This is a genomic window from Micrococcus sp. iso_26 (genome assembly GCF_056172975.1).
In genome coordinates this window covers 1-18,661 of the sequence record NZ_JBWBTV010000002.1, presented here as the reverse complement: position 1 = coordinate 18,661, position 18,661 = coordinate 1, and the positions used below count along the sequence as shown (strand labels likewise).

21 protein-coding genes are annotated in these 18,661 nt (G+C 69.5%); 3 read left to right on the top strand and 18 right to left on the bottom strand.

The window, feature by feature from the left end:
* Positions 1 to 10 precede the first annotated feature (10 nt).
* From AC0VX0_RS11950 to AC0VX0_RS11870, 17 genes are all read right to left on the bottom strand, one after another.
* Positions 11 to 859, bottom strand: coding sequence for a glutaredoxin domain-containing protein (locus AC0VX0_RS11950; RefSeq protein WP_475452102.1), 849 nt, complete (start codon positions 857 to 859; stop codon positions 11 to 13).
* A gap of 75 nt (positions 860 to 934) precedes the next feature.
* Positions 935 to 1,576, bottom strand: coding sequence for a hypothetical protein (locus tag AC0VX0_RS11945; RefSeq protein WP_406891734.1), 642 nt, complete (start codon positions 1,574 to 1,576; stop codon positions 935 to 937).
* 14 nt (positions 1,577 to 1,590) lie between these two features.
* Positions 1,591 to 2,199, bottom strand: a complete 609-nt coding sequence (locus tag AC0VX0_RS11940; protein ID WP_406891735.1) for an A24 family peptidase — start codon at positions 2,197 to 2,199, stop codon at positions 1,591 to 1,593.
* Complete coding sequence (locus AC0VX0_RS11935) at positions 2,186 to 5,512, bottom strand: BTAD domain-containing putative transcriptional regulator (protein ID WP_475452100.1); 3,327 nt, start codon at positions 5,510 to 5,512, stop codon at positions 2,186 to 2,188. Before AC0VX0_RS11935 ends, AC0VX0_RS11940 begins: the two co-directional genes overlap by 14 nt.
* A 94-nt stretch (positions 5,513 to 5,606) precedes the next feature.
* A complete protein-coding gene (locus tag AC0VX0_RS11930) occupies positions 5,607 to 6,674 on the bottom strand; it encodes a hypothetical protein (RefSeq protein ID WP_475452098.1) in 1,068 nt (355 codons plus the stop codon).
* Positions 6,675 to 7,108: 434 nt separating this feature from the next.
* Entirely contained in the window at positions 7,109 to 7,342 is a 234-nt protein-coding gene (locus AC0VX0_RS11925; RefSeq protein WP_036314654.1) for a hypothetical protein, read from the bottom strand.
* 55 nt (positions 7,343 to 7,397) lie between these two features.
* Entirely contained in the window at positions 7,398 to 8,360 is a 963-nt protein-coding gene (locus tag AC0VX0_RS11920) for a hypothetical protein (RefSeq protein ID WP_475452096.1), read from the bottom strand.
* Positions 8,354 to 9,070: a hypothetical protein gene (locus AC0VX0_RS11915; protein WP_396752207.1), complete on the bottom strand. Its 717-nt coding sequence runs from the start codon at positions 9,068 to 9,070 to the stop codon at positions 8,354 to 8,356. Before AC0VX0_RS11915 ends, AC0VX0_RS11920 begins: the two co-directional genes overlap by 7 nt.
* A 2-nt stretch (positions 9,071 to 9,072) precedes the next feature.
* Positions 9,073 to 9,501 (bottom strand): hypothetical protein, encoded by a 429-nt coding sequence (locus AC0VX0_RS11910; protein ID WP_051995245.1) that lies wholly within the window; start codon positions 9,499 to 9,501, stop codon positions 9,073 to 9,075.
* Positions 9,501 to 9,959: a TadE/TadG family type IV pilus assembly protein gene (locus AC0VX0_RS11905; RefSeq protein ID WP_475452093.1), complete on the bottom strand. Its 459-nt coding sequence runs from the start codon at positions 9,957 to 9,959 to the stop codon at positions 9,501 to 9,503. Before AC0VX0_RS11905 ends, AC0VX0_RS11910 begins: the two co-directional genes overlap by 1 nt.
* Complete coding sequence (locus tag AC0VX0_RS11900; protein ID WP_036314650.1) at positions 9,956 to 10,357, bottom strand: hypothetical protein; 402 nt, start codon at positions 10,355 to 10,357, stop codon at positions 9,956 to 9,958. The genes AC0VX0_RS11905 and AC0VX0_RS11900 overlap by 4 nt, the downstream gene beginning before the upstream one ends.
* A gap of 35 nt (positions 10,358 to 10,392) precedes the next feature.
* Positions 10,393 to 10,575, bottom strand: a complete 183-nt coding sequence (locus tag AC0VX0_RS11895) for a hypothetical protein (protein ID WP_036314648.1) — start codon at positions 10,573 to 10,575, stop codon at positions 10,393 to 10,395.
* A gap of 88 nt (positions 10,576 to 10,663) precedes the next feature.
* Positions 10,664 to 11,533, bottom strand: coding sequence for a hypothetical protein (locus AC0VX0_RS11890; RefSeq protein ID WP_095347661.1), 870 nt, complete (start codon positions 11,531 to 11,533; stop codon positions 10,664 to 10,666).
* A complete protein-coding gene (locus AC0VX0_RS11885; protein ID WP_475452090.1) occupies positions 11,530 to 12,396 on the bottom strand; it encodes a type II secretion system F family protein in 867 nt (288 codons plus the stop codon). Before AC0VX0_RS11885 ends, AC0VX0_RS11890 begins: the two co-directional genes overlap by 4 nt.
* Complete coding sequence (locus AC0VX0_RS11880; RefSeq protein ID WP_475452088.1) at positions 12,396 to 13,979, bottom strand: CpaF family protein; 1,584 nt, start codon at positions 13,977 to 13,979, stop codon at positions 12,396 to 12,398. The genes AC0VX0_RS11885 and AC0VX0_RS11880 overlap by 1 nt, the downstream gene beginning before the upstream one ends.
* The gene (locus tag AC0VX0_RS11875) at positions 13,976 to 14,779 is read right to left on the bottom strand and encodes a hypothetical protein (protein WP_475452086.1); all 804 of its coding nucleotides are present in this window, start codon (positions 14,777 to 14,779) and stop codon (positions 13,976 to 13,978) included. Before AC0VX0_RS11875 ends, AC0VX0_RS11880 begins: the two co-directional genes overlap by 4 nt.
* Positions 14,780 to 14,781: 2 nt before the next feature.
* Positions 14,782 to 15,477: an SAF domain-containing protein gene (locus AC0VX0_RS11870; protein ID WP_475452084.1), complete on the bottom strand. Its 696-nt coding sequence runs from the start codon at positions 15,475 to 15,477 to the stop codon at positions 14,782 to 14,784.
* A gap of 141 nt (positions 15,478 to 15,618) precedes the next feature.
* Here AC0VX0_RS11870 and AC0VX0_RS11865 point away from each other — a divergent pair, with 141 nt between their 5' ends.
* The 3 genes from AC0VX0_RS11865 (at position 15,619) to AC0VX0_RS11855 (ending at position 17,598) form a co-directional block, all read left to right on the top strand.
* Positions 15,619 to 15,921 (top strand): winged helix-turn-helix domain-containing protein, encoded by a 303-nt coding sequence (locus tag AC0VX0_RS11865; RefSeq protein ID WP_095347666.1) that lies wholly within the window; start codon positions 15,619 to 15,621, stop codon positions 15,919 to 15,921.
* Positions 15,922 to 16,099: 178 nt separating this feature from the next.
* A complete protein-coding gene (locus AC0VX0_RS11860) occupies positions 16,100 to 17,017 on the top strand; it encodes a ParA family protein (RefSeq protein ID WP_475452082.1) in 918 nt (305 codons plus the stop codon).
* A gap of 206 nt (positions 17,018 to 17,223) precedes the next feature.
* The gene (locus AC0VX0_RS11855) at positions 17,224 to 17,598 is read left to right on the top strand and encodes a hypothetical protein (protein WP_475452080.1); all 375 of its coding nucleotides are present in this window, start codon (positions 17,224 to 17,226) and stop codon (positions 17,596 to 17,598) included.
* A 55-nt stretch (positions 17,599 to 17,653) separates the two neighbouring features.
* Here the strand turns inward: AC0VX0_RS11855 and AC0VX0_RS11850 are convergent, their stop codons facing one another.
* Positions 17,654 to 18,577, bottom strand: a complete 924-nt coding sequence (locus tag AC0VX0_RS11850; RefSeq protein ID WP_475452078.1) for a replication protein RepA — start codon at positions 18,575 to 18,577, stop codon at positions 17,654 to 17,656.
* Between the last annotated feature and the right edge of the window lie 84 nt (positions 18,578 to 18,661).

Below are 18,661 nucleotides of genomic sequence, written 5' to 3'. Positions count from 1 at the left end.
GGGGTGTTTCTCAGTGCGCATGGGCCAGGTCTGCGAGCGGGACGGTGCCCCACAGGGAGGTGTGGACCACCGTGGAGCCGCAGTCGACCATAGTCGGGCCGAGGTGGTGGGCGATGCCCCGGCAGGCGACGGCCAGGTGCAGGCCCGCGGCCCGTCCCAGTCGGGCGATGCTGATCAGAGCAGCTTCGGCCTGGTCAGCCCCGGGATGGCCCTGAGCGCCCAGATCGGCCCAGCGCTGGCGCAGGTCCTCGTAGTCGTCCAGGACCAGGACGATCGGCTGCACCTGCTGCGGACACTCCTGGGCCAGCTGAGCCTGCTCCATCAGCTGGTAGCGCTGCTCCATCAGCTCGTAGGCGCTGGTGATCCGCTCGAGCTGGTCTTCGACGTCGGCGGTGCACACCTGCACGCGGTGATCTCTCGGGGCGCAGCAGCGGGCGTCGACTCCGACGGCCCACCCCTGCCAACCGGCGCCGGCGACTGCCTGCAGGACCCGGCCGAGCATGGCTGACTTGCCACTGCCCCGGTCACCGACCACCAGCAGGTTGCCGCTGGTCGGAGTCCACTGCAGGGGCTCGTCAGCCTCGATCTGACCGAGCTCGAAGCAGGGGTTCACGGCCTGGGCACGGTCGTGGCGCCGCTTGGCCTCGGTGAGCTTCTCGGTGTCCACTCCCGGCCACATCTGCCCGGTGGCGGTGTCCTCCAGGACCGGGACGGTGGTGAACCCTGCCTCCTTGAGCCGGGCGGCGGCGGCCGGGTCCTGGGTGATGTCCACCTCGGTGAAGGGCAGGTCCATGGTGGTCAGGCGGCGCTTGAGGCCGGCGCAGGGGCCGCAGCCGGGGCGGGTGTAGAGCATCAGCATGATCGTGCCTTTCGGTGGGGCAGGCGTCGGGGGTCGGGGCCTGCTGATGGCGGGCGCCTCGTCCGGGGCGCCTCATCATGCAGAAGGCCCGTCGGGGGCGCGGATGTCCCTTCCTGGGCGGTGGTGTTCTTCGGCAGGGGGTGTCGCCGAGAGCACCAGGTGCCCGGCTGGGGCCTGATCGGTGCTGGGGAGCACCTGCACGCCAGCGTCCACGAGGATGGCCACGATGGGGTGGTCCATCTCAAGGCCATCCAGCGTGAGCACCGGCAACGCCGAGCGCTCCTGGGGCTCGATCTCCGCGGCAGGGGTGTCGCCGAGCTCGACGGCGGGGGTGTCGTCGAGGTGGGGTGTCGGCTCGGGGTCCGGGTCGGCGGCTGGCGTGGGACCGGGGGCGCCGGGCGGGGTGGGGGTCTCGGCGGCGGGGACGTCTCCGGCCTTGGTGCGCAGTCGTTGCAGGGCGGGCCCGTGGCCGGCGGAGATGACCTTGGTGGTGTCGGCCATGGTCAGGGCTTGGGCCAGTCCGGTGTGGTCGCTCCTGGCCAGCAGCGTGGCGGTGAGCAGTCCGACGCGGCCGGCCTTGCCTGCGTCGTGCCCGGGGTCCCCCGGCACGGGGTGAGAGTGGATGATCGTGTCGATGTCGGTGTGGCGCAGCCCGGCCGTGAGCACCGCGGTCAGTGCGCGTCGGTCGCGGACGGTGAAGATCCGGGTCCGAGGCATGGGCTGATCGTAGGTCAGGCGGTCAGCAGCAGCACGAGAAGCACGATCAGGTGCCCGGCGACCAGGTAGGGGCCCAGGGGGATCTTCTCGTGGCGGCGGCCGGTGAGCAGCCGCGGGATGGCCGCGAGTGTCGCGGCGAGCAGGTAGGACAGGGTCACGGCCAGCACCCACGCTCCGGGACCATGGACGCCCAGGCCGGCAGCGGCGGCGGTGACGAACTTGACGTCGCCCATGCCGGTGCCCCCGAGCAGGTGCAGGGAGGTGAAGATGACCGCTGCTGCCCCGGTCAGCGCCAGGGCCGTGAGCGCGGCGGCCTGCCCGCCGGCGGCGGCCACCCCCGCCGCGGCGCCGAGGTGGATCAGGGCCAGGGCGGCGACGGCCCAGTTCGGTATCCGGTGCACGGACCGGTCGACCCGCCCGATGTAGATGCCCAGTGGGACCAGGGCGATCAGGCAGATGAGCAGGTGTGACTGGGCGAGACTGAGCTGCTCGGTCGCGGCGAGGGCGGGCACGCCGGCCGCGGCCGTCAACGCCCCGCCGGCACCGATCCCGCGCCGTACGGCCGTGGGGGGCAGCGGGTACGGCGCCGGGCCGGTGGCGGCGGGGGCCTCAGGATGCGACACGGTAGCCGTGGTTCCTGAGCTGCTCGATGAGCTCGGCGGTCTCTTCCTCCGGCTCCAGCCCGTCCTCGAAGTCCTCGAGGTAGGCGTGGAGCCCCTCGACCAGGCGGGCGACCTCGTCGCGGCGGCCGGCGGCGGCCTCGGCGAGCATCGCATCGCGCCAGGCGGCCTCGTTGGCCGGGTCCGCGGCGCGCGCGGCGCGCGCGGCCAGGCGGGCATGCTCGGTGTTGCCGGAGGCCAGGGAGCGGGCGACGAGCTCGTGAGCGGCGTCGCAGATGCGCTGGGTCATCTGCTGCACCAACTCGTCCGCCCAGGCGATGTTCCTGGGCTTGGCGTGAGCGAAGGGCTCTCCGCGGACCAGCTGCATCGCTGCCAGCAGCGAGGGCGTGGAGGCGGTGACCGGGTCGGCGCCGACGAGCTCCTGGAAGACCTGCCAGTCAGTCAGCACGGACTCGTCCAGCCGGTAGCCCTCGGTGGTGGTCACGGCCGGGAAGTACACGGTCCCGTCCTCGGCCTGGCCCAGCAGGCGCCGGGTGTGCGTGGCCAGCTTGTTCCGGTTCGAGGAGGCTGCACTGCCCTCGGGGCGGGCGTTGGGCCAGAACGCGGCGTGGACCTGCTCAGCGGTGGCCCCGGGGTGCAGCGACAAGAACGCGGCCAGCGCCACACACCGGGCTTCCTGGGCCTGGGAGACCTTGCCGTTGGACGCGCTGATCGGCGCGGTGCCGCGGGCGCCGATGACCTTCATCTCGCCCAGCAGCCGGATCATCGGCGCGCCGGAGTGCTTCTGCTCGAGCATCTGGGCGGCGTCCCGTTCGAGGTCGTCCTTGGGGCTCTGGGCAGAGAGCTGGCTGACCGTGGCCGCAGGAGCACGCTGTTCCTGGTCGGCAGTGTCCGGCTGACCCGCCGGCGCCTGGTCCTGGGCGTCTTCCTCGGCCGACTCGCGGGTGGCCTGCTCGGGCTCCTGCTGATGGCCCGCGGCATCCGGGGCTGCGTCGTCCTCGGGCTCGAGGGCACCTTCGGTCGCCGCCTGCTCGGCAGGGGTGTCGTCGGGCTCGTCCTGGGCTGGCTGCTCCGCGGTGGTCTCGAGCTGGGGGGCAGTCTTCTCAGGGGTCTGCTCCTCGACCACGGGCTGCAGGTCCTGGTCGTCGAGCTCGCCGGCCGGGTCGTGGGCGTCTTCTGTCTGCTCAGCGGGGATCAGGTACTGATCCAGGGTGCGCTCGTCGGCGACACTGATGCTCACCTGCGGGGTCTGCCCGGTCGGCTCTTCGTCCTGGTCAGCTGCGGGCTCGTGCGGGTCAGGGACCGCCGTCAGGTGCTTGCTCGGGTTCAGCACCTCGGCCGGGTCGATGCGTGTGGAGGTCTTCCCGGTGTCCTGGGGCTGCTGCAGGGCGGTGGCCAGCACCTGGGTGATCTGCTCGGTCTCCTCGGGGGTGACCAGCTGCGGGCGCAGGTGCTGGCCGGTGGGCTGCAGGTCAGCGTTGCGCTCGTCCTCCAGGGTCAGCACCCACTGTGCGTCCAGGGGGTTCGAGGTCGTCACTGCCGCGATGCCCAGATGCGGGATCGCCGCGGCCAGCTCGTTGATCTGTCGGGCCTGGTCCTGGTCCGGGTGCAGTCCCAGCAGCACGATCTCGGGGGCCCAATCGCCCTCAGCGCTCATGGACTTGGCCTCGTCCAGGTTCGCGGCGCCCTGCTCGGTGAGCGCGGCACGGGTGTCCTCGGCCTTGCCCTGGAGCAGGCGGATCAGGTGGTCCAGGTCGTCGATCTGACGCACCCGGTCTCCGCCGACGACCGAGGCCAAGCCCGGGGCGACGCCGACCAGCGTGACCTGCACGTTCTCGCTCCAGGCTGCCGTGGCCAGCTCCACGGCCATGGCATCGAGTACCTGCGGTGCCAGCTGCGGGTCGCCCTCGATGCCCAGCGTGCCCAGCCGCTCCAGGTCCAGCAGGACCTGAGCGTCCGTGTCGTCCTGGCCCACGGTGACCAGGCCCGGCCAGGGGGCGCTGGGCAGATCCGCATCCAACTCGATCGCCCCGGACTGCAGGGTCCACACCGTGCCGTCCTCAGCGGCGGCCACGAACGGGGCCGGCAGCTGCGCCGGTCCCATCAGGTACAGCGCGATCTCCTGGGCCGAGACGCGTACCAGAAACAGCTCGGGCAAGGTCGTGCCGGACTGCTGGGCCCAGCGGGCCAGCCATCGCTGCACGACGTCGAGCTCGTCTGCCTGCTCAGCTTCGGCGACGACCTTCAGCTGCGCCTCGATCTGGGCATGCTCTGCCTCGGGCATCGGCACCTGCTGGCCCGGACGCCGGCGCCGGCGCTGCATCGCCCGACGTGCGCCCAGCACACCAAGCAGTCCCGCAGCGGCGAAGGCGCCGATCCCGCCCAGGGTGGACCACTCCACCTGTTCGGGCTGCGCGGTCTCTGCCTCGGCCCGATCTGAGGCCGGCTGATCCGGGGCGACCACGAACGCTGCCCCGGGTACCGGCGAGGCCTCCTGGTCCGGGGCCGGGGACTGTTCGCGCTCGCTCTGCGGGACGACTTCGCCGGGGACACTTGCCGGCGGCGTTGCCGGTGCCTGCTCGGATGCAGGAGCCTGCTCCGTGGCCGGGGCCGACTCGCTGGCCGGGGCCTCGGGTGCGATGTCGGGCTGGTCCGTGGCCTGATCGGTGGGAGCCGTCCTCTGCCCATTGGAGGCGGTCTGATCGCCGGGCAGTTCCACGGTCCATCCGGCGTAAATGAGGTTGGGGTCGCTCATCGTTGTGCCGTCAGCCTGGGGGCGGTTCTTGAGCCCTTCGGCCAACTCGCTCCACCGTGAGCCGTCGCCAAGCTTCTGTTCGGCCACGCCCCAGAGGGTGTCTCCGGTCTGGATGGTGTACTGCCGCGCGTCGGCCTGGTCGGTGGGCTGTGTCGGGGTGTCCTCGAGCTGGGTGGAGATCGAGGACCCGTTGGTGCTCGGCTGGGCAGTCATGGCCGTGGCCGGGGTACCTGCTCCGATGGCCAGCACGGCCGCCACGAGGGCGCCAGCCAGGGCCTGCTGCGGGCGGAGCCCCGCCAGCTGCGGGGCCGTGACGTTGTTCAGGGCTGCACGGGCCTCCACGAGCACGGAGAACACGAACGAAGCCCAGAAGCCCCAGCCGATCAGCGGCAGGATGGTGCCGAGCAGGAAGGTGCCGCCGAAGTCGACGCCGGTCAGTGCCTGCTGCAGCTCGGGCATGGTGGGGATCGGGTTGCCGGCGAACAGGATCAGGGCTGCTGGGATGCCGACCATGAGCAGCAGCAGCACCAGCAGTGCTCCCAGGCCTTTGAGAGTGCGCATCGTCGTGTCTCCGCCTCAAGATGGTGGTTTCAGGGGTCTCATCAGGCAGTAGGCATAGCCTGCTCCCCCATGTCCCTCTTGTGTTTATCTCACCTCAGTTTAGGGGAGGTGGGGTGGCGCGGGCCAGACGTGACTCCCGCTCCAGCCGACGTCGAGCGAAATCCGCCCGGATCTTCTTCAACGCGGCCTGCCTGAGCGCCGATGACGGGGACGCCGCCGCCGTTCGAGCATGTGCTGCCGCCTCGCGCTGGGCCTTCTGCTCGAGGAGATCGCGCTGACGGCGTCGCTGCAGCCGCTGAGAGATCGAGGTACTCACCTGGCCGTCTGCCTCCAGCCAGTGTCCCAGGCGCCATCGCACATGCCCGCGCACACGCGAGGTGTCCTGCCCGACTCCCAAGCTGTCCAGGTGGTGGGCACCGGCAGGTGCATGCTCGAGCCCGTGCAGCACATCAGCGACCGTCCAGCCAGCCTCGAAGAACCCCCGGACCAGGGAACGAACATCCCGGGCCGACAGCGCACGCAGGCTCAGGACCCGATCCTGCAATGCTCTGGCTGCTGCGAGCTGCTGACGACGAGTGCGCACCGATGCATGCACCGGCCAGAGCTCCGTCTGCGGCCTTTCCCGCGCGTGCGTGGTTTGTTCTAGAACTACTGGTGTGTCCTCTAACGAGGTAGGGGTCCAACTTCTCTCCACACCCAGCGCCACGTCGATGAACCGCCGCACCCGCACCTGCTGATCCGTTATCGCTCCCCCACTGCTCTGGGACCGCCGCATCAGCCGAGCCACCTGCAGCGCCACCGTCTTGCACAGCACATAGACCGCGGCCTCGTTGATCCGCTTCCCGTCTGGCCCCGGGGCCGCGTACCGGGCAGAGCGCCCGCCTGCGACCAGGCCCAGCACACCCTGCTCACGCAGCCACCGGATCGCCGCGGACACGGTGCTGCTCTTGCGCCCCACCATCACCTCCAGGCGGGCATGCCCAGGCCGGGATGTCATGGACCTGACATCCGCGGCGGCCACCAGGGCGGCCATCAGCCGGCGCATCAGCTGACGACGTCGCGGGCCCAGCTGATCGAACGCCGGCAGGGCCTCGAGCGCGGGGATGGCCTCGTCCAGGGCGGCTACGCGTTGGGAGCCGGCCGGCACGCGGGAGAGCACCACGGCCGGGTCGGTCTCACGGGCCCGGTTCACCCGCCGCCAGTCCGCGCGGTTCGGGTTCGTGATCCTCCCCCTGCGGCGCCGACGAGCGCCGCGGGGTGGCCGTGCTGGTGAGGGCGCGGGGTGCCGCGGAGTCGGCCCGCCCCCCAGGGGGGACGTGCCATGGAGAAACAGATTCGGTAGACTAGGGCACGTCAAGATCGACGTACCTCCTTCCGGGGGATACGACGTGGGCCTCCTGCGGGAGGTTGACGGCGCCGACTGATCTCTTGGCGGAGCAGAAGTCGGCGCGAGACTTCACAACAGAATCAGCTGAAACAAATCCTTTCTGAAGGGTGGGTTTCTTCAATCGACTAGATGCGATTCGTGGGGATGAGAATCTAGTCAAGCTTCAGACGACGAAGGCGGATCCGTTGGCGCGGGTCCGCCTTCGTCATTCATGCGATCTTCAAATCGAGGGTCTCCTGCTCGGGGGAATCAGTAAGGTCCACAGAGTCCAGGAACCCAATGGTGCTGCGAGCAATGATCTCTGCCATTGAGTCGCCCGTGGCTTCGGCGTAGGCCTCGAGCTTCTCCTTGTAGGGCCGCGGCAGCTTTGTCGTCACAGGCACGCGGTCACCCCTGTAGTCACTCCTCCGCCCTCGCGGCTTGCTCTTCGAGGTCATGCTCATGGGGGCAGTCTAGCGCTAACCGTCAGACACATACGGGTATCTTGGGTGCGGCGCGTCACGGCTTCACGTTCAGGGCGTGGAACTCGCCGATCTTCACCGGCTGAGAGCTCCGCGTGAGGGTCTCGATCACCCCGGACTCACCCCCGGCCGACCACTCCACGCTCCATGTGGTGATCGCGGTGACCGTGTAGTTGCCCATCTCCATGTAGGTGTGCCCGCAGGTCGGGGACTCCTTCTTCCCGAACGACCTCTCGTACGGGGTGCCAGGGCCCTCGCAGACCACCTGCGTCCCATCACCCATGTCCCAGGTGACGAACAACGGCGTGGCCGTGGCCGTCACCTCCAACCCGTCCACTGTCTCCGTGGCCGTGTATGGCCCCCACGCGGCCGGGTCATCCGTGTTCTTCACCCACATCCACGCGGGCAGCCCGACCGCCCCAACTCCGTCCTCTGCCTCGGGCTTGGGCACCATCCCAATCTCGATCCCCTCCAACGGCAGCCGCGCCACCACCGTCCGGGCCGCCTCCGCCGGAGACGCCGACCCAGCCGCCGTGGACTCCCACCACCGCACATCGGCCTGCTGGCCCAGCAGCAGCGTGCCCCCCAGGGGCTTGCACTCCTCCCACGCGCCCCGGGTCGGATCAGCCCCGGGCGGAGGGGCAGGCTGCGGGGACATCGTTGTCCAGATGCACTCATTCACCGGATCCCAGTTGGCCTCACAACTCAGTGGCAACTTCCAGTCCCGCGTGCTCCCCTCCGGGATGTTGATCTCGCAGAAGTTGGCCCGCTTGGGCTCCCCGCTGACCGGCTGCGCCGGGGCGGTGCCACCCTCCGGGGCGGTACCACCCGGCATCACCGGCTGCGTCGCCTCGAACACGCATTCCGAACCGCCCCCTCCTCTCGCGCACCGGGCGTCAACCTCGACGGCCGACGCCGCCGGGGCCGCCGTCAGCGCCCCCAGCCCGAGCACCAGGGCCGCCCCCGCCGCCCCCCACCTGTCCCGCGTACGCATCAGCATTCCGTCTCCTCCGGCCCATCCAGCTTCGGCAGCGACGTGGACACCACCGCCCACGTCTCCGCCCGCTCATTCCACGACACCCGGTAGTTCACCCGGAATCGGTCATCACCGGTGTTCTTGGCCTCCCCGTCCTTGCCGGTGATCTTCACCTGCGAGTTGTCCTCGCACACCACCAGGTGCACCGTCGCCCGCTCGATCAGCGTCCCGTCCTGCCGAGCCGACGGGGCCACCTCCGACTCGATCAGCTCCACCGTGGACTCGCCCTCATAGGTGACCCCCTTGCCTAGGACGCCCTCTACCAGCTCCATCTCACGCTCGAGCATCCCTCCCGTGGCGGCCACGGACAGCTCGCCAGCATTCTCCGGGTCACCACTGCGCAGCGCCTCACCTGACACCTCGTACATCAGCTCCACCGTCTCGAACGCGCGCGCGGTGGCCTCCTTGTCCGTGGCCGGCTGCTCCGAGGTCACCGGCTCGAAGTCCGGGAACCCGTTGTCCAACGGGTTCTCCGGGATCGGCGCCGCCGAGGACGACAACGGGTTCTCCGGGATCGGTGCCGGCGACGACTCCGACGCGCTCGCTGGCGTCGTCTCGCTGGTGGGGCTCTCCTGTCCCCCGTCGGTGCAGCCGGTCAGGAGCAGAGCAGCAGACAGGGCCGCGCCTGCGGTGGCGGTGAGCTTCTTCTGACGGATCATGGTGGTCTCCTTCATGGTCAGATCGTGTTCTGGCTGATGCTTGAGGTCCCGGTTCCCTGTCCGGTGAGGACGCCGACGGGAATGAACTTGGGGTGGTACTCGACGGTGACGTCGACGGTCACCTTCGTGTTCGTGGTCCTGACGGTGCCGGTGGCCCCTGACTGGGCGAGGAACTGCTGGGCGGCCCGGGCCGCTTCTGCGCGATCCAGCTGCACCTCTTCCCCCTCGGCGGCCGCGGCCTGCACGCCGGCGTTGGCGCCGGAGCGGGCGGCCTGCAGTGCGATGGTCACGGCCTCCTCGGAGGCGCGGACCTTGCCGGCCCAGTCGACGCTGAGGCCGAAGCCGACGAGCACGATCACGGGCACCAGCAGCAGGACCAGGAAGGAGCTCTCGCCGTCCTCGCGGCGCAGCCAGTCTCTGATCGAGGTCAGGGTCGTGGTGCTCATCAGCGCCTCTCTCGGTAGGTGTCCACGGGGGACGCGGCTTCGGCGGTCAGGGTCCAGGAGCCGGGGACGCCGGGGACGGCGAGGTTGGCCAGCGGAACGGAGCACTCGATGGTGGCGGTGACCTCTCCCGGGACCCCGGGGGCGTTGTTGAGCGCGGAGGTGTCCATGACCAGGCTCTGACCGCCGCAGGTGAAGTCGGCCTGGTCCAGGGTCATCCGCGCAGAGGACTGGGCGTTGGACTGGGCCTGCCCCGGGGTGTCGGCCAAGGTGGCCTCGCGGACGGCGACGCCCACAGCAGCCTCCAGTGAGGTCTGGGCCGCGCCCAGGCGGCCGGCGACCAGGGCCATGAGGATCAGCATGCCGATGGCCGGGGCGATGTAGAGCAGCCCGATGCCGGACTCCCCTCGCTCCTGACGGACCAGAGCACGCAGCGAACAGAGCAGACCGGTCATAGTCATCTCACCACCTTCTCGACGGGGCCGGTGATGGATCGGGTGACCGGGGGGCTGAGCCACTCCCCGGTGAACGTGGGGGCGGTGCCCGAGACGGTGACCGTCATGCGGTCCCCGCTGGCGGAGATGCTCACCTCGGCTCCTCGCAGGCTGCCTTCGTGCTGGGCCAGGACCTGCTGGGCGGCCTGGCGGCCTTCGGCGGCAGAGCCCTCCATCAGGCGGGAGGCGCTGTAGGCGGCGTTGGCCGCCGCCTGGGCCACCGTGGAGGCCTGGTAGTAGGCCCCCGCCTGCGGGACGGCGAGCACGAGCAGGAGGGCGACGGGGGTGATCAACGCGCTGGCGATGCTCGAGGCACCGGCCTCGTTCTCGCGCAGGCGCTGGATCAGTGCTGCGGGGTGGATCATCTGCCCTCCTGCTCGTGTCGTTCTCGGGTCCGGGATCAGCCGAGATCCCCGATCTTTCCCTGGCCGTAGGCGTTGATGCCGGCCCAGATTGCCGCGGCCAGCGCGACGGCGCCGATGACGCCCAGGATGATCTCGATGGTCTCGGCCCCGGTCTCGTCCTCGGCCTTCTCGGTGAGCATGGAGCGCAGGACCAGGTACTGCTGCATCAGGGTGTTCATGGTGGGTCCTCATGTCCTTTCATCGGCACCGAGTCGGTCTCGGCGCTCTCCTGTCGGGTTCTTCTGCCTCGGGTGAGGCGGAAGCGTCTCACGCTGAGATCAACGTCAACATCATCGGCGTAAGGACGATCACGGTGAACATCAAAGCGATGAGCATGATGATGTTCTTCATGCGGCCAGAGGCCTCGTGTTCTCGGGCGGCTTCCTCGTTGAGCATGCGCACCCGCAGGTTCCGGCCCAGGGCTCGAAGCGGTTCGTAGACGCTGGCTCCATTGTCTCCTGACAGGCGCATCACACGGGCTGCTTCGGCGAGGTCTGGGACCTGGAGCTGCACGGAGAGCTCTTCGAGCGCGACCCAGGGCTGGACCTTGGAGAAGCGGGCCCGGACGAGTTCCTGGCGGATGCGCTGGAAGGCCCAGGAGTCCCCGATGGCGGCCGCGTTCTCCAGCGCCACGGTGGGCTGGGCGTTGCGGCTGCGCTCGGCCGCCATCAGCTCCACGTACACGGCGACCGCGCGGGCGAACTCGCGTCGGGCCTTGGTTGCCTGCTTGCGGGCCTCTGCGTCCGGGGCGAGCCACACGACGGCGACGAGCAGGCCCACCAGCACCAGCGACAGCCACAGGGGCATGGAGTAGAACACCTGCGCACCCACGCTCAGGGACAGGCCGACCACCAGCATCAGGGCCGCGCCGTAGATCTTGGCCCAGGTGTGCCGTGACCGGGTGGTCCCCAGCACATCCAGGTCGGCGTCGCTGAGGCCGTGGATCATGCTGGCGGGCAGGTGCGCCATGGCCCACTGGGAAGCCCGCTCCTTCCACGAGAGCGCGGCGCTGGGGGTGATCTCCGGCCCGGGGGCCCCGGGCAGGGCGGCCAGGGACAGGCGCGGGCGCTCCGGCAGCAGAGGCCAGAGCAGGGCGGTCAGGGCCAGCCCGAAGAGCATGCCGGCGATGATCATCATGCGGAGCTCCTTGCGGTGAGCAGCCGGATCTGGGGCTGGGGGGCGACCACGCGGGTCATCCAGAAGATCAACAGCGCGGTGATCGAGGCCAGGGCGATGAAGATGATCTGCCCGGCCGGGCTCTGGTAGGCGGCCATCGGTCCTCCCATCATCGGTGTCACGCACAGGGCGCCGACCACGAACAGGATCACGATCCGGGCTTCGCGGCGTGCGCCGGCGCGGTCCGAGACGATCGAGCGGCGCTTGGCCACCTCTTCCTCGACCGCGGCGGCCAGGTCCTCCAGGGCATTGACCAGGCCGCGGCCGCGCTGCATGGCGGCCAGGTTCAGGTGCATGACGATCAGGTCTCCGGTCTGGTCGGCCAGGTCGTAGCCGAGGTGGCGCAGCGCGTCCGTGGTGCTCCAGCTGGCCCGGATGCGCGCCACGAGGCGGCCGATGTCCTCCCGGATCAGGGGGCCGGCGTTGGGCAGGGAGGCGATCAGGGCGGTCTCCAGGCCGGCGCCGGAGGTGAGCAGGCCGGACAGGGAGCGGGTCCACATCTCCATCTGGGCGAGCTTGTCGATCTGGTTGGTGGTCGAGACGGCACTGAACCCCAAGCGGACCAGGATCACGCAGGCCGGGAGGATCAGCAGGTACACCAGCAAGTGAGTGAACAGGGCCAGGAAGAAGCCGGCGGCGGCAGCGATGCCGACCGCGATCCAGGTCTTGCGGTCGAATCGGGCGGCCAAGCGCTTGGCCATGGCGGTCAGACGGGAGTCCGGGGCGGCCACCTTCGGCTCCGCCGGCCACCGCCAGTTGACCACGGCCAGGCCGAGTCCGAGCACGGCCAGTGCAGTGCCCAGGGTGATGAGCAGGGTGTGCATCAGGCGCCTCCTGCCACTCGGGTCAGGTCGAAGCCCACACGCTCGAGGTCAGCGCGCAGCCGGGTGTCCCCGGGGGGCTGCACAGGCTGGGCGTGGTCGTCGCCCGGGCGCATCTCGAACAGCGGTGCGACGGAGATGCCGTCGGCGCTGTCTCCAGGCATGACCTCAGCGATGGTCACGACCTTGCGGCGCCACAGACCCTGGGCGTCCTGGATCTTGCGCATCTGCAGGACGATGTCCAGGTGGTGGCCCAGCTGCCGGGTCATGAAGGCCTCGGAGAACTCATTCATGCCCAGACCCACCAGACGGTGGACCGCTTCCTGGGCACTGTAGGAGTGGACGGTGCAGAACGTGCCGGCGCCGGTCTGCATGGCTTGGATCATCGCGGTGATCTCGGTGCCGCGGACCTCGCCGACGAGGATGCGACGGCTGTTCAGTCGCAGGGCCTTCTCCATGGCCTGGGCCAGGGTGTACTCCCCGATCCGAGAGCCGTCCGCGGTGCGCTCCCCCACCCCCGGGCGGTACTGCAGCTCGATCGGGGGGACCATCAGCGAGTCCAGGCGGTCCAGGTGCAGCTCGCGCTCCTTCTCGATGGTCACGATCTGCTCCATGGGAGGGATGCGCCCGGCCAGGGAGCGCATCAGGGTCGTCTTGCCGTCACCGCCGAAGCCTGAGATCACGATGGTCTTCTGCGCCTTCACGCAGGCGGTGAGGAAGTCGCAGGCCAACGGGGAGATCACGCCGGTCTCGACCATCTGGTCCAGAGTCACGTTCACGAAGCGGTGGACGCGGAAGACCGCGGTCGGACGCTTGGAGATCGGGGGGGCGGTAGCGGCCAGACGGACCGCGCCGCGCAGGTCCATGTCCAGGTCCGGGGAGGCGGCGCTGAAGGATCGGGACTCCTCCCCCGCGTGGGATGCCAGGTACTGCAGATCGGCCATCAGCTGCTCGTCGCTGTCGGCCACCGGGGGGCGAGGTTCCATGCGTCCGCCGGCGAGCTCGACCCAGACGCGGTCGCAGCCGTTGATGTGCACGTTCTCGACCTCGGGCTCGTCCAGAAGGGCCTGGAACCGGCCCAGGCCGAACATGTCGTCTCGCAGGGCCTGGCGCAGCGCTTGGCGCTCCTGGGAGCTCCAGGCGGCGGCCTGACCGCCGGTCTGCATGTTCTCCCGGTCCATCTCGTCGATGACGGAGTCGATGTGCTTCCAGCCCATGGACTGCCGCTCGTCCTCGGAGATGCCCTCCCGGCCGGCCAGCTCATCGGCGTAGCGATCCGAGGCCCGGTCGCGCAGGGTCTTGACGATCGACCAGAACGCGCTCATCTCGGTGTCCGGGGAGTTCCGGGCGGCCTCCGGTGCCGGCGAGGTCTCCAGGGTCGGCTCCTGCGCGGCGGAGGGCGCCGGGATGGTGCGTTCCGTGAGGGGCGTGACCGAGTCCAGCTGAGATCCGAGTGGGCGGCTCAGATGGGCCCCAGCCGCAGCTGGGATCAGTGAGACCCGATCGGTCTTCTGCGCCGGAGCCCCGGTCAGGTACGGGCTGTTGAGCAGGTCCAGGGAGGTGTCGTCGCGGCCGGTGTTGCTCATCGCTCCCCCTGCATGGGCTCAGTCTTCTCGATAATCTCTCGTCGGCTCAGCAACGCGTCCCCGAGCGAGGCGTTCAGGGCCTGGACCGCGCGGGTGTAGGGGCGCAGGCGCAGGGTGGGCACTCGGGCTCCCCCGCCGAAGTGCGCCGCGGCCTCAGCTGCATGGGGCAGTCGTCCACGCACCGGGGTGCCCAGGACGGTGGCAACGTCCTTGGAGGGCAGCCGCTGGGCTCGATCCTCCACGAGCGTCAGTGACACCGAGTCCCCGATCCCTCGCTCCGTGCGGGCGGTGACCAGCTCGGGCAGGTAGGAGCGTGTAGCGGCCACGGAGACCAGATCGCTGCGCAGAACCACGTTCAGGTGATCGGCGTCGGCCCACAGGCTCTCTCGCCCGTAAGGGGCCTCGGCGCGGCCGGCGTCGATAATCACGTCGACGTCCTGCTCGGAGATCCGGCGTAGCACGGCGAACAGGTCGGCCCAGAACGAGCGCATCCCGCGCGCGGCACGGGGCTCAGCGATCGCCGGCAGCACCCACCGAGCGGTGGTGGCCTCGGCCCCGGAGAGCTCCACCGCCTGGTCCCAGACGTCCTGCTCCGAGATCGTGCGGTGGAACGAGGCCTGGGCCACACCGATCAGCCCACTGTCAGCGGGGATCGACCCCTGCAGCCAGCCGGCCAACACCGAGGAGGGCTTGGAAGCGTCAGCCTCGACCAGCAACACCGGACGGGGCCAGGACAGGGTCATCGCCACGGCAGCGGTCGTCACGCCGGGGCTGGTCCCGAAGGAAGCCAGGGTCAGCACACTCACTTCTTCGCTCCCTGCATGACCACGCTGGCGGAGTCCGTGGCGGCCCACGAGGCCACCGTGGGTGCGTCCTTGGCACTGAGGCGCACATCCACGGTGATCTTGCCGCTGGCCTCGTTGACGCCACTGGTCTCCACGACGGCGGCGACCGACTCTCCCCGCTTGTCCTTGTCGGCGTTGTCATTGCCCGGCGTGAACACCACCAGGACCGGATCGCCCGCCTTCAAGTCGCGGGAGGGAGTGCGTCCGGCCTCGAGGGCCAGGCCCACCAGGGCCTGCCCGTCGTCGACACCGACGCGGGCTGCTGTGGAGGTTCGGGTGATGGTGCTGCCCGACTCCAGGTCAGTCACGGCCACCTGGCCGATCACGGTCCCCGACTCGTCGGCGGGCACCAGGGACCCGGGGTCTCCGGCGACATCGACCGTGGTCAGCATCGAGGACTCGATGCGGTCGCCTCGTTCGATCGCCTGGTTGGCCACCAGGTAGGGGCGTGCGTCATTGGTCAGGGAGGCTGAGTACGCGACCACTCCGCCCACCACGGCCAGCGCAGCAGCGACAGCCACTCCCCCGACCCGGCGCTTGGCCACCGGTGTGGCGGTGGCCCGGCCGCGGCGGACGGTACCGCCTGCCAGCGTGCCCTCCTGGGGGGCGTCCTCAGTCGCTGTGACCGAGGTGCTGCGCGTCTTCAATGCCACCGTGGGCGTCCTTTCCCGAATGTGTCCCTACGCCGTGAAGCGTACCGCACCTGCCATAATTCATGGCAGGTTGGCGCCTCTTCACTCTGGATAAGGCCGCTGCGCAGGGATGGTGTCCCTTCCAGAGGGTAGAAAAGTCCCATGACCCGCCCGCCTGCCCCCACGGACCCCCTGGATGTCGCCGCCGCGGCGTTCAGCTCCCGCCTCCGACTCGACATCCTGTCCGCCCTCGCCCACTCTCCTGGCTCCACAGCCCAGCAACTCGCGACGGAGCTCGGGGTGATCCGCTCCACGCTGGGGGTGAACCTGCGTGCGCTGGAGGCGGCCGGAGTGGTCCTGGCCGATGATCCCTCAGCTGACCGCAGTGGGCGTCGGCTCCGTTACCGCGTGAATCGGGCGGCCTACGAGGGCGCCGTGGCCGCCATTCGCCGTCTCATCGCCTGACTCAACGCCATAATCTGTGCCAGTCGGCGCACCATGCCAGCAGGAGTTCGCCTGAGTCTCCCATGCCATAACGCGGGCCATACCTAGACCACAACTCACTCGGTAAATCTCTCGTGTTTTGCCGATGGATGCGGTAGGCTGATCGCACTGTCAGATCACCGAGTTCAGGAGGCCCCTCGTGTCCACCCCTACCCCCACGCACCTTGGCCTTGAAGGCGTCATCGCCGTCGCCAACAACAAGGGCGGCTGCGGCAAGACATCCGTCTGCGCGAACCTGGCCGGACTGACCGCCGCTGCCGGCATTCGCACCCTCGTTGTCGACTTCGACCCCCAGGGCAACCTGGGGCGAGACCTTGGCCTCGAGTCGCAGGATGGCCTTCAGCTTCGCCGGGCACTTGAAGACGGAGCTCCGTTGCCTGTCACGCTGGACCCGCGGCGCGAGAACCTGGGGGTCGTGCAGAGCGGACCCCGCTTGGAGGAGATCATCAGCCTCCAGGTCGCCCGCGGATACGGCGCCCCCAGCCTGGCTGAACTGCTGCACCAGAGCCTGTCAGCTGTCCTGCCGGACTGGGACCTGATCATCTTCGACACCTCCCCGGGACACCGTCCCCTGGTGGAGGCCGTGTTCAGCAACGCCCAGGCCGTCGTGCTGGTATCCAGGGCCGATGAGCGCAACTACGACGGCGTCGCACAGACGGGTCAGTGGTTCCACAACGTCCACGAGACGACCAACCCTGGTGTGCAGCTGCTGGGCGTGGCCCTGTTCGACATCGACTCCCAGGCCGTGAAGATCGAGGCCGGCGCGCGGCAGGTCCTGAACGAGATGCTCGCCGGCCTGGCCTTCGACCCGGCCGTCTTCGCGGCCCGCATCCGCCACTCCTCGGCGGCGGCCGTGGATACCCGCCAGCGCGGCAAGCTCATCCACGAGCTTGAAGGCGACGTCGCCCAGGCCTACCAGGAGCGGTTCGCCGCGATCCGCGACGGGCGCCGACCGGCGTTCCACTCCAGGAGCCTGGACGGTGTGGCCGGTGACTACGCGGCTCTGGCCGAGGAGATCCTTGGCCGGCTCCAGTCCCTGGAAGGAGGGCAGCGCTGATGTCCACCTACCGCGCCAGCAACCTCGGCAACCTCTTCAACGCCCGCCGCACGGCTGACCGCCCTGCTCAGACGCCAGAAGTTGCGCCATACCCAGTGCATCATTCCATGCCAGAACCTGCACCATCAGCTACGCCAGATCTCACGCGGGAACTCACGCAGGAATCCACGGTGGAACCCACGCAGGAGTTCACGCATGCCCCTGTCTTGCCTGCCCCGACCGTCGACCCGCAGGAGGACGAGCTGGTCGTCTCCAACGTCGCTATCTACCTGCCCGCGCCCGTGCTGGACCGTCTCAAGCGCGAGCGTGGCCGCCGGAAGATGACCTACACCGACCTGCTGGTCATGGCATTCGACGAGCTCTCCCAGGAGCAGCTGCTCGAGGCGCTGGGGTACAAGCCGCAGGGCTCTGGGATGCCGCGGCGTCGTGGCGCCGGCCGCGGGCAGGGGGGTATCCAGGTGCAGTTGCGCCTTGATCAGCTGCAGCGCTCATGGCTGGATCAGCAGGTCCAGGCCTTGGGGGCGCCCTCGCGCAGCGCCTTGGTGGCCGCGGTGTTCGACTTCTGGCTCCCCAAGCGCTGACGGACCACAGCTGAGGGGCCCTCGAACCAGTGGTTCGAGGGCCCCTCGAGTGTGTTCAGCCGAGCGAGCGCAGAGGGACGTCCCGGTGTGCCGGCTTGGGGACGTGGGTGGGGGAGGGGTGCAGGCGTAGGCCCTTGTCGAGCACGGCCACCCGCGCCTTCGGGTAGATCACCTTCACCTGCTCGAGATTCTTGAGGAAGGCGGCCTTGAACTGGCGTCGCTGGCGGTACTCGGCCCCGAACTGCGCCTCCAGCTGGGCCCAGGAGACGGTCGTGGCCCGATTGAGCGTGGCCATTCGGTAGCACAGCCACACATAGAGGTCTTGTCTCATGGGGCTGCCGCCGAGGGCGCCTAGCGCGGAAGTGAGCACGGGGACGGGGGAGTGGAGGATCTCGCGGAAGTAGTCCTCGCTGAGTTCGATCACCGCATGGTTATGGCCCGTTTTATGGCCTGGCTTCTGGTATGTGAGCTGGTAGCGGGAGGAGACCAGGAAGCTCTGCCCGTTGATCGTCTGCGTAGTGCCCTGGTCGCGGGGGGTCTCGATCAGAATCGAGGTCGTGCTCAGGCGGTGCAGCTGGTCCATCACGCGGCGCTGGTTCGCTCCTGAGGGGGCGTAGGTGCCCAGGCTGGACATGAACGAGCGCAGGGAGGGGCCGGGGTCCAGATGGCGGGAGCGGGTGCGCACCGCCTGGGTTGACATCCAGGTCAGCAGACTTCGAGCTACCACTCCGTAGGGGTAGCCGGCCGGGCCGGGGGAGAGCGTGACCGTGGTGTTCCCGTTGCGACGTGTCCAGTGCCGGACCTGCTCGCCTGGGTCCTTGTAGGGCAAGGAGAGCTGAGCCCAGATCCGGGTGGAGAAGGCCAGCTGCCCCGGGGTCTGTTCGATCTCACTGCTGGCCTCGAGCAGACGCAGTTGCCTCTGGCTGACCTGGGGCAGGCCAGCGGTGCTGAACTCGGTGAGGTCGGGGGTGTGAACCATGGGGGAGAGGTCTTTCGAGGTGACGGCCGGGCAGGCGGCAGGGGTGGGGAAAACCGGCTGCGGGCCGGAGTTATCCACGTGCAT

What these genes read in the sequence shown, in the direction of transcription:
- AC0VX0_RS11950 (WP_475452102.1), bottom strand. Translation starts at nt 859, where the DNA reads ATGCTGATGCTCTACACCCGCCCCGGCTGCGGCCCCTGCGCCGGCCTC.
- AC0VX0_RS11945 (WP_406891734.1), bottom strand. Translation starts at nt 1,576, where the DNA reads ATGCCTCGGACCCGGATCTTCACCGTCCGCGACCGACGCGCACTGACC.
- AC0VX0_RS11935 (WP_475452100.1), bottom strand. Translation starts at nt 5,512, where the DNA reads ATGCGCACTCTCAAAGGCCTGGGAGCACTGCTGGTGCTGCTGCTGCTC.
- AC0VX0_RS11925 (WP_036314654.1), bottom strand. Translation starts at nt 7,342, where the DNA reads ATGAGCATGACCTCGAAGAGCAAGCCGCGAGGGCGGAGGAGTGACTAC.
- AC0VX0_RS11920 (WP_475452096.1), bottom strand. Translation starts at nt 8,360, where the DNA reads ATGCTGATGCGTACGCGGGACAGGTGGGGGGCGGCGGGGGCGGCCCTG.
- AC0VX0_RS11915 (WP_396752207.1), bottom strand. Translation starts at nt 9,070, where the DNA reads ATGAAGGAGACCACCATGATCCGTCAGAAGAAGCTCACCGCCACCGCA.
- AC0VX0_RS11910 (WP_051995245.1), bottom strand. Translation starts at nt 9,501, where the DNA reads ATGAGCACCACGACCCTGACCTCGATCAGAGACTGGCTGCGCCGCGAG.
- AC0VX0_RS11905 (WP_475452093.1), bottom strand. Translation starts at nt 9,959, where the DNA reads ATGACTATGACCGGTCTGCTCTGTTCGCTGCGTGCTCTGGTCCGTCAG.
- AC0VX0_RS11900 (WP_036314650.1), bottom strand. Translation starts at nt 10,357, where the DNA reads ATGATCCACCCCGCAGCACTGATCCAGCGCCTGCGCGAGAACGAGGCC.
- AC0VX0_RS11895 (WP_036314648.1), bottom strand. Translation starts at nt 10,575, where the DNA reads ATGAACACCCTGATGCAGCAGTACCTGGTCCTGCGCTCCATGCTCACC.
- AC0VX0_RS11890 (WP_095347661.1), bottom strand. Translation starts at nt 11,533, where the DNA reads ATGATGATCATCGCCGGCATGCTCTTCGGGCTGGCCCTGACCGCCCTG.
- AC0VX0_RS11885 (WP_475452090.1), bottom strand. Translation starts at nt 12,396, where the DNA reads ATGCACACCCTGCTCATCACCCTGGGCACTGCACTGGCCGTGCTCGGA.
- AC0VX0_RS11880 (WP_475452088.1), bottom strand. Translation starts at nt 13,979, where the DNA reads ATGAGCAACACCGGCCGCGACGACACCTCCCTGGACCTGCTCAACAGC.
- AC0VX0_RS11865 (WP_095347666.1), top strand. Translation starts at nt 15,619, where the DNA reads ATGACCCGCCCGCCTGCCCCCACGGACCCCCTGGATGTCGCCGCCGCG.
- AC0VX0_RS11850 (WP_475452078.1), bottom strand. Translation starts at nt 18,577, where the DNA reads ATGGTTCACACCCCCGACCTCACCGAGTTCAGCACCGCTGGCCTGCCC.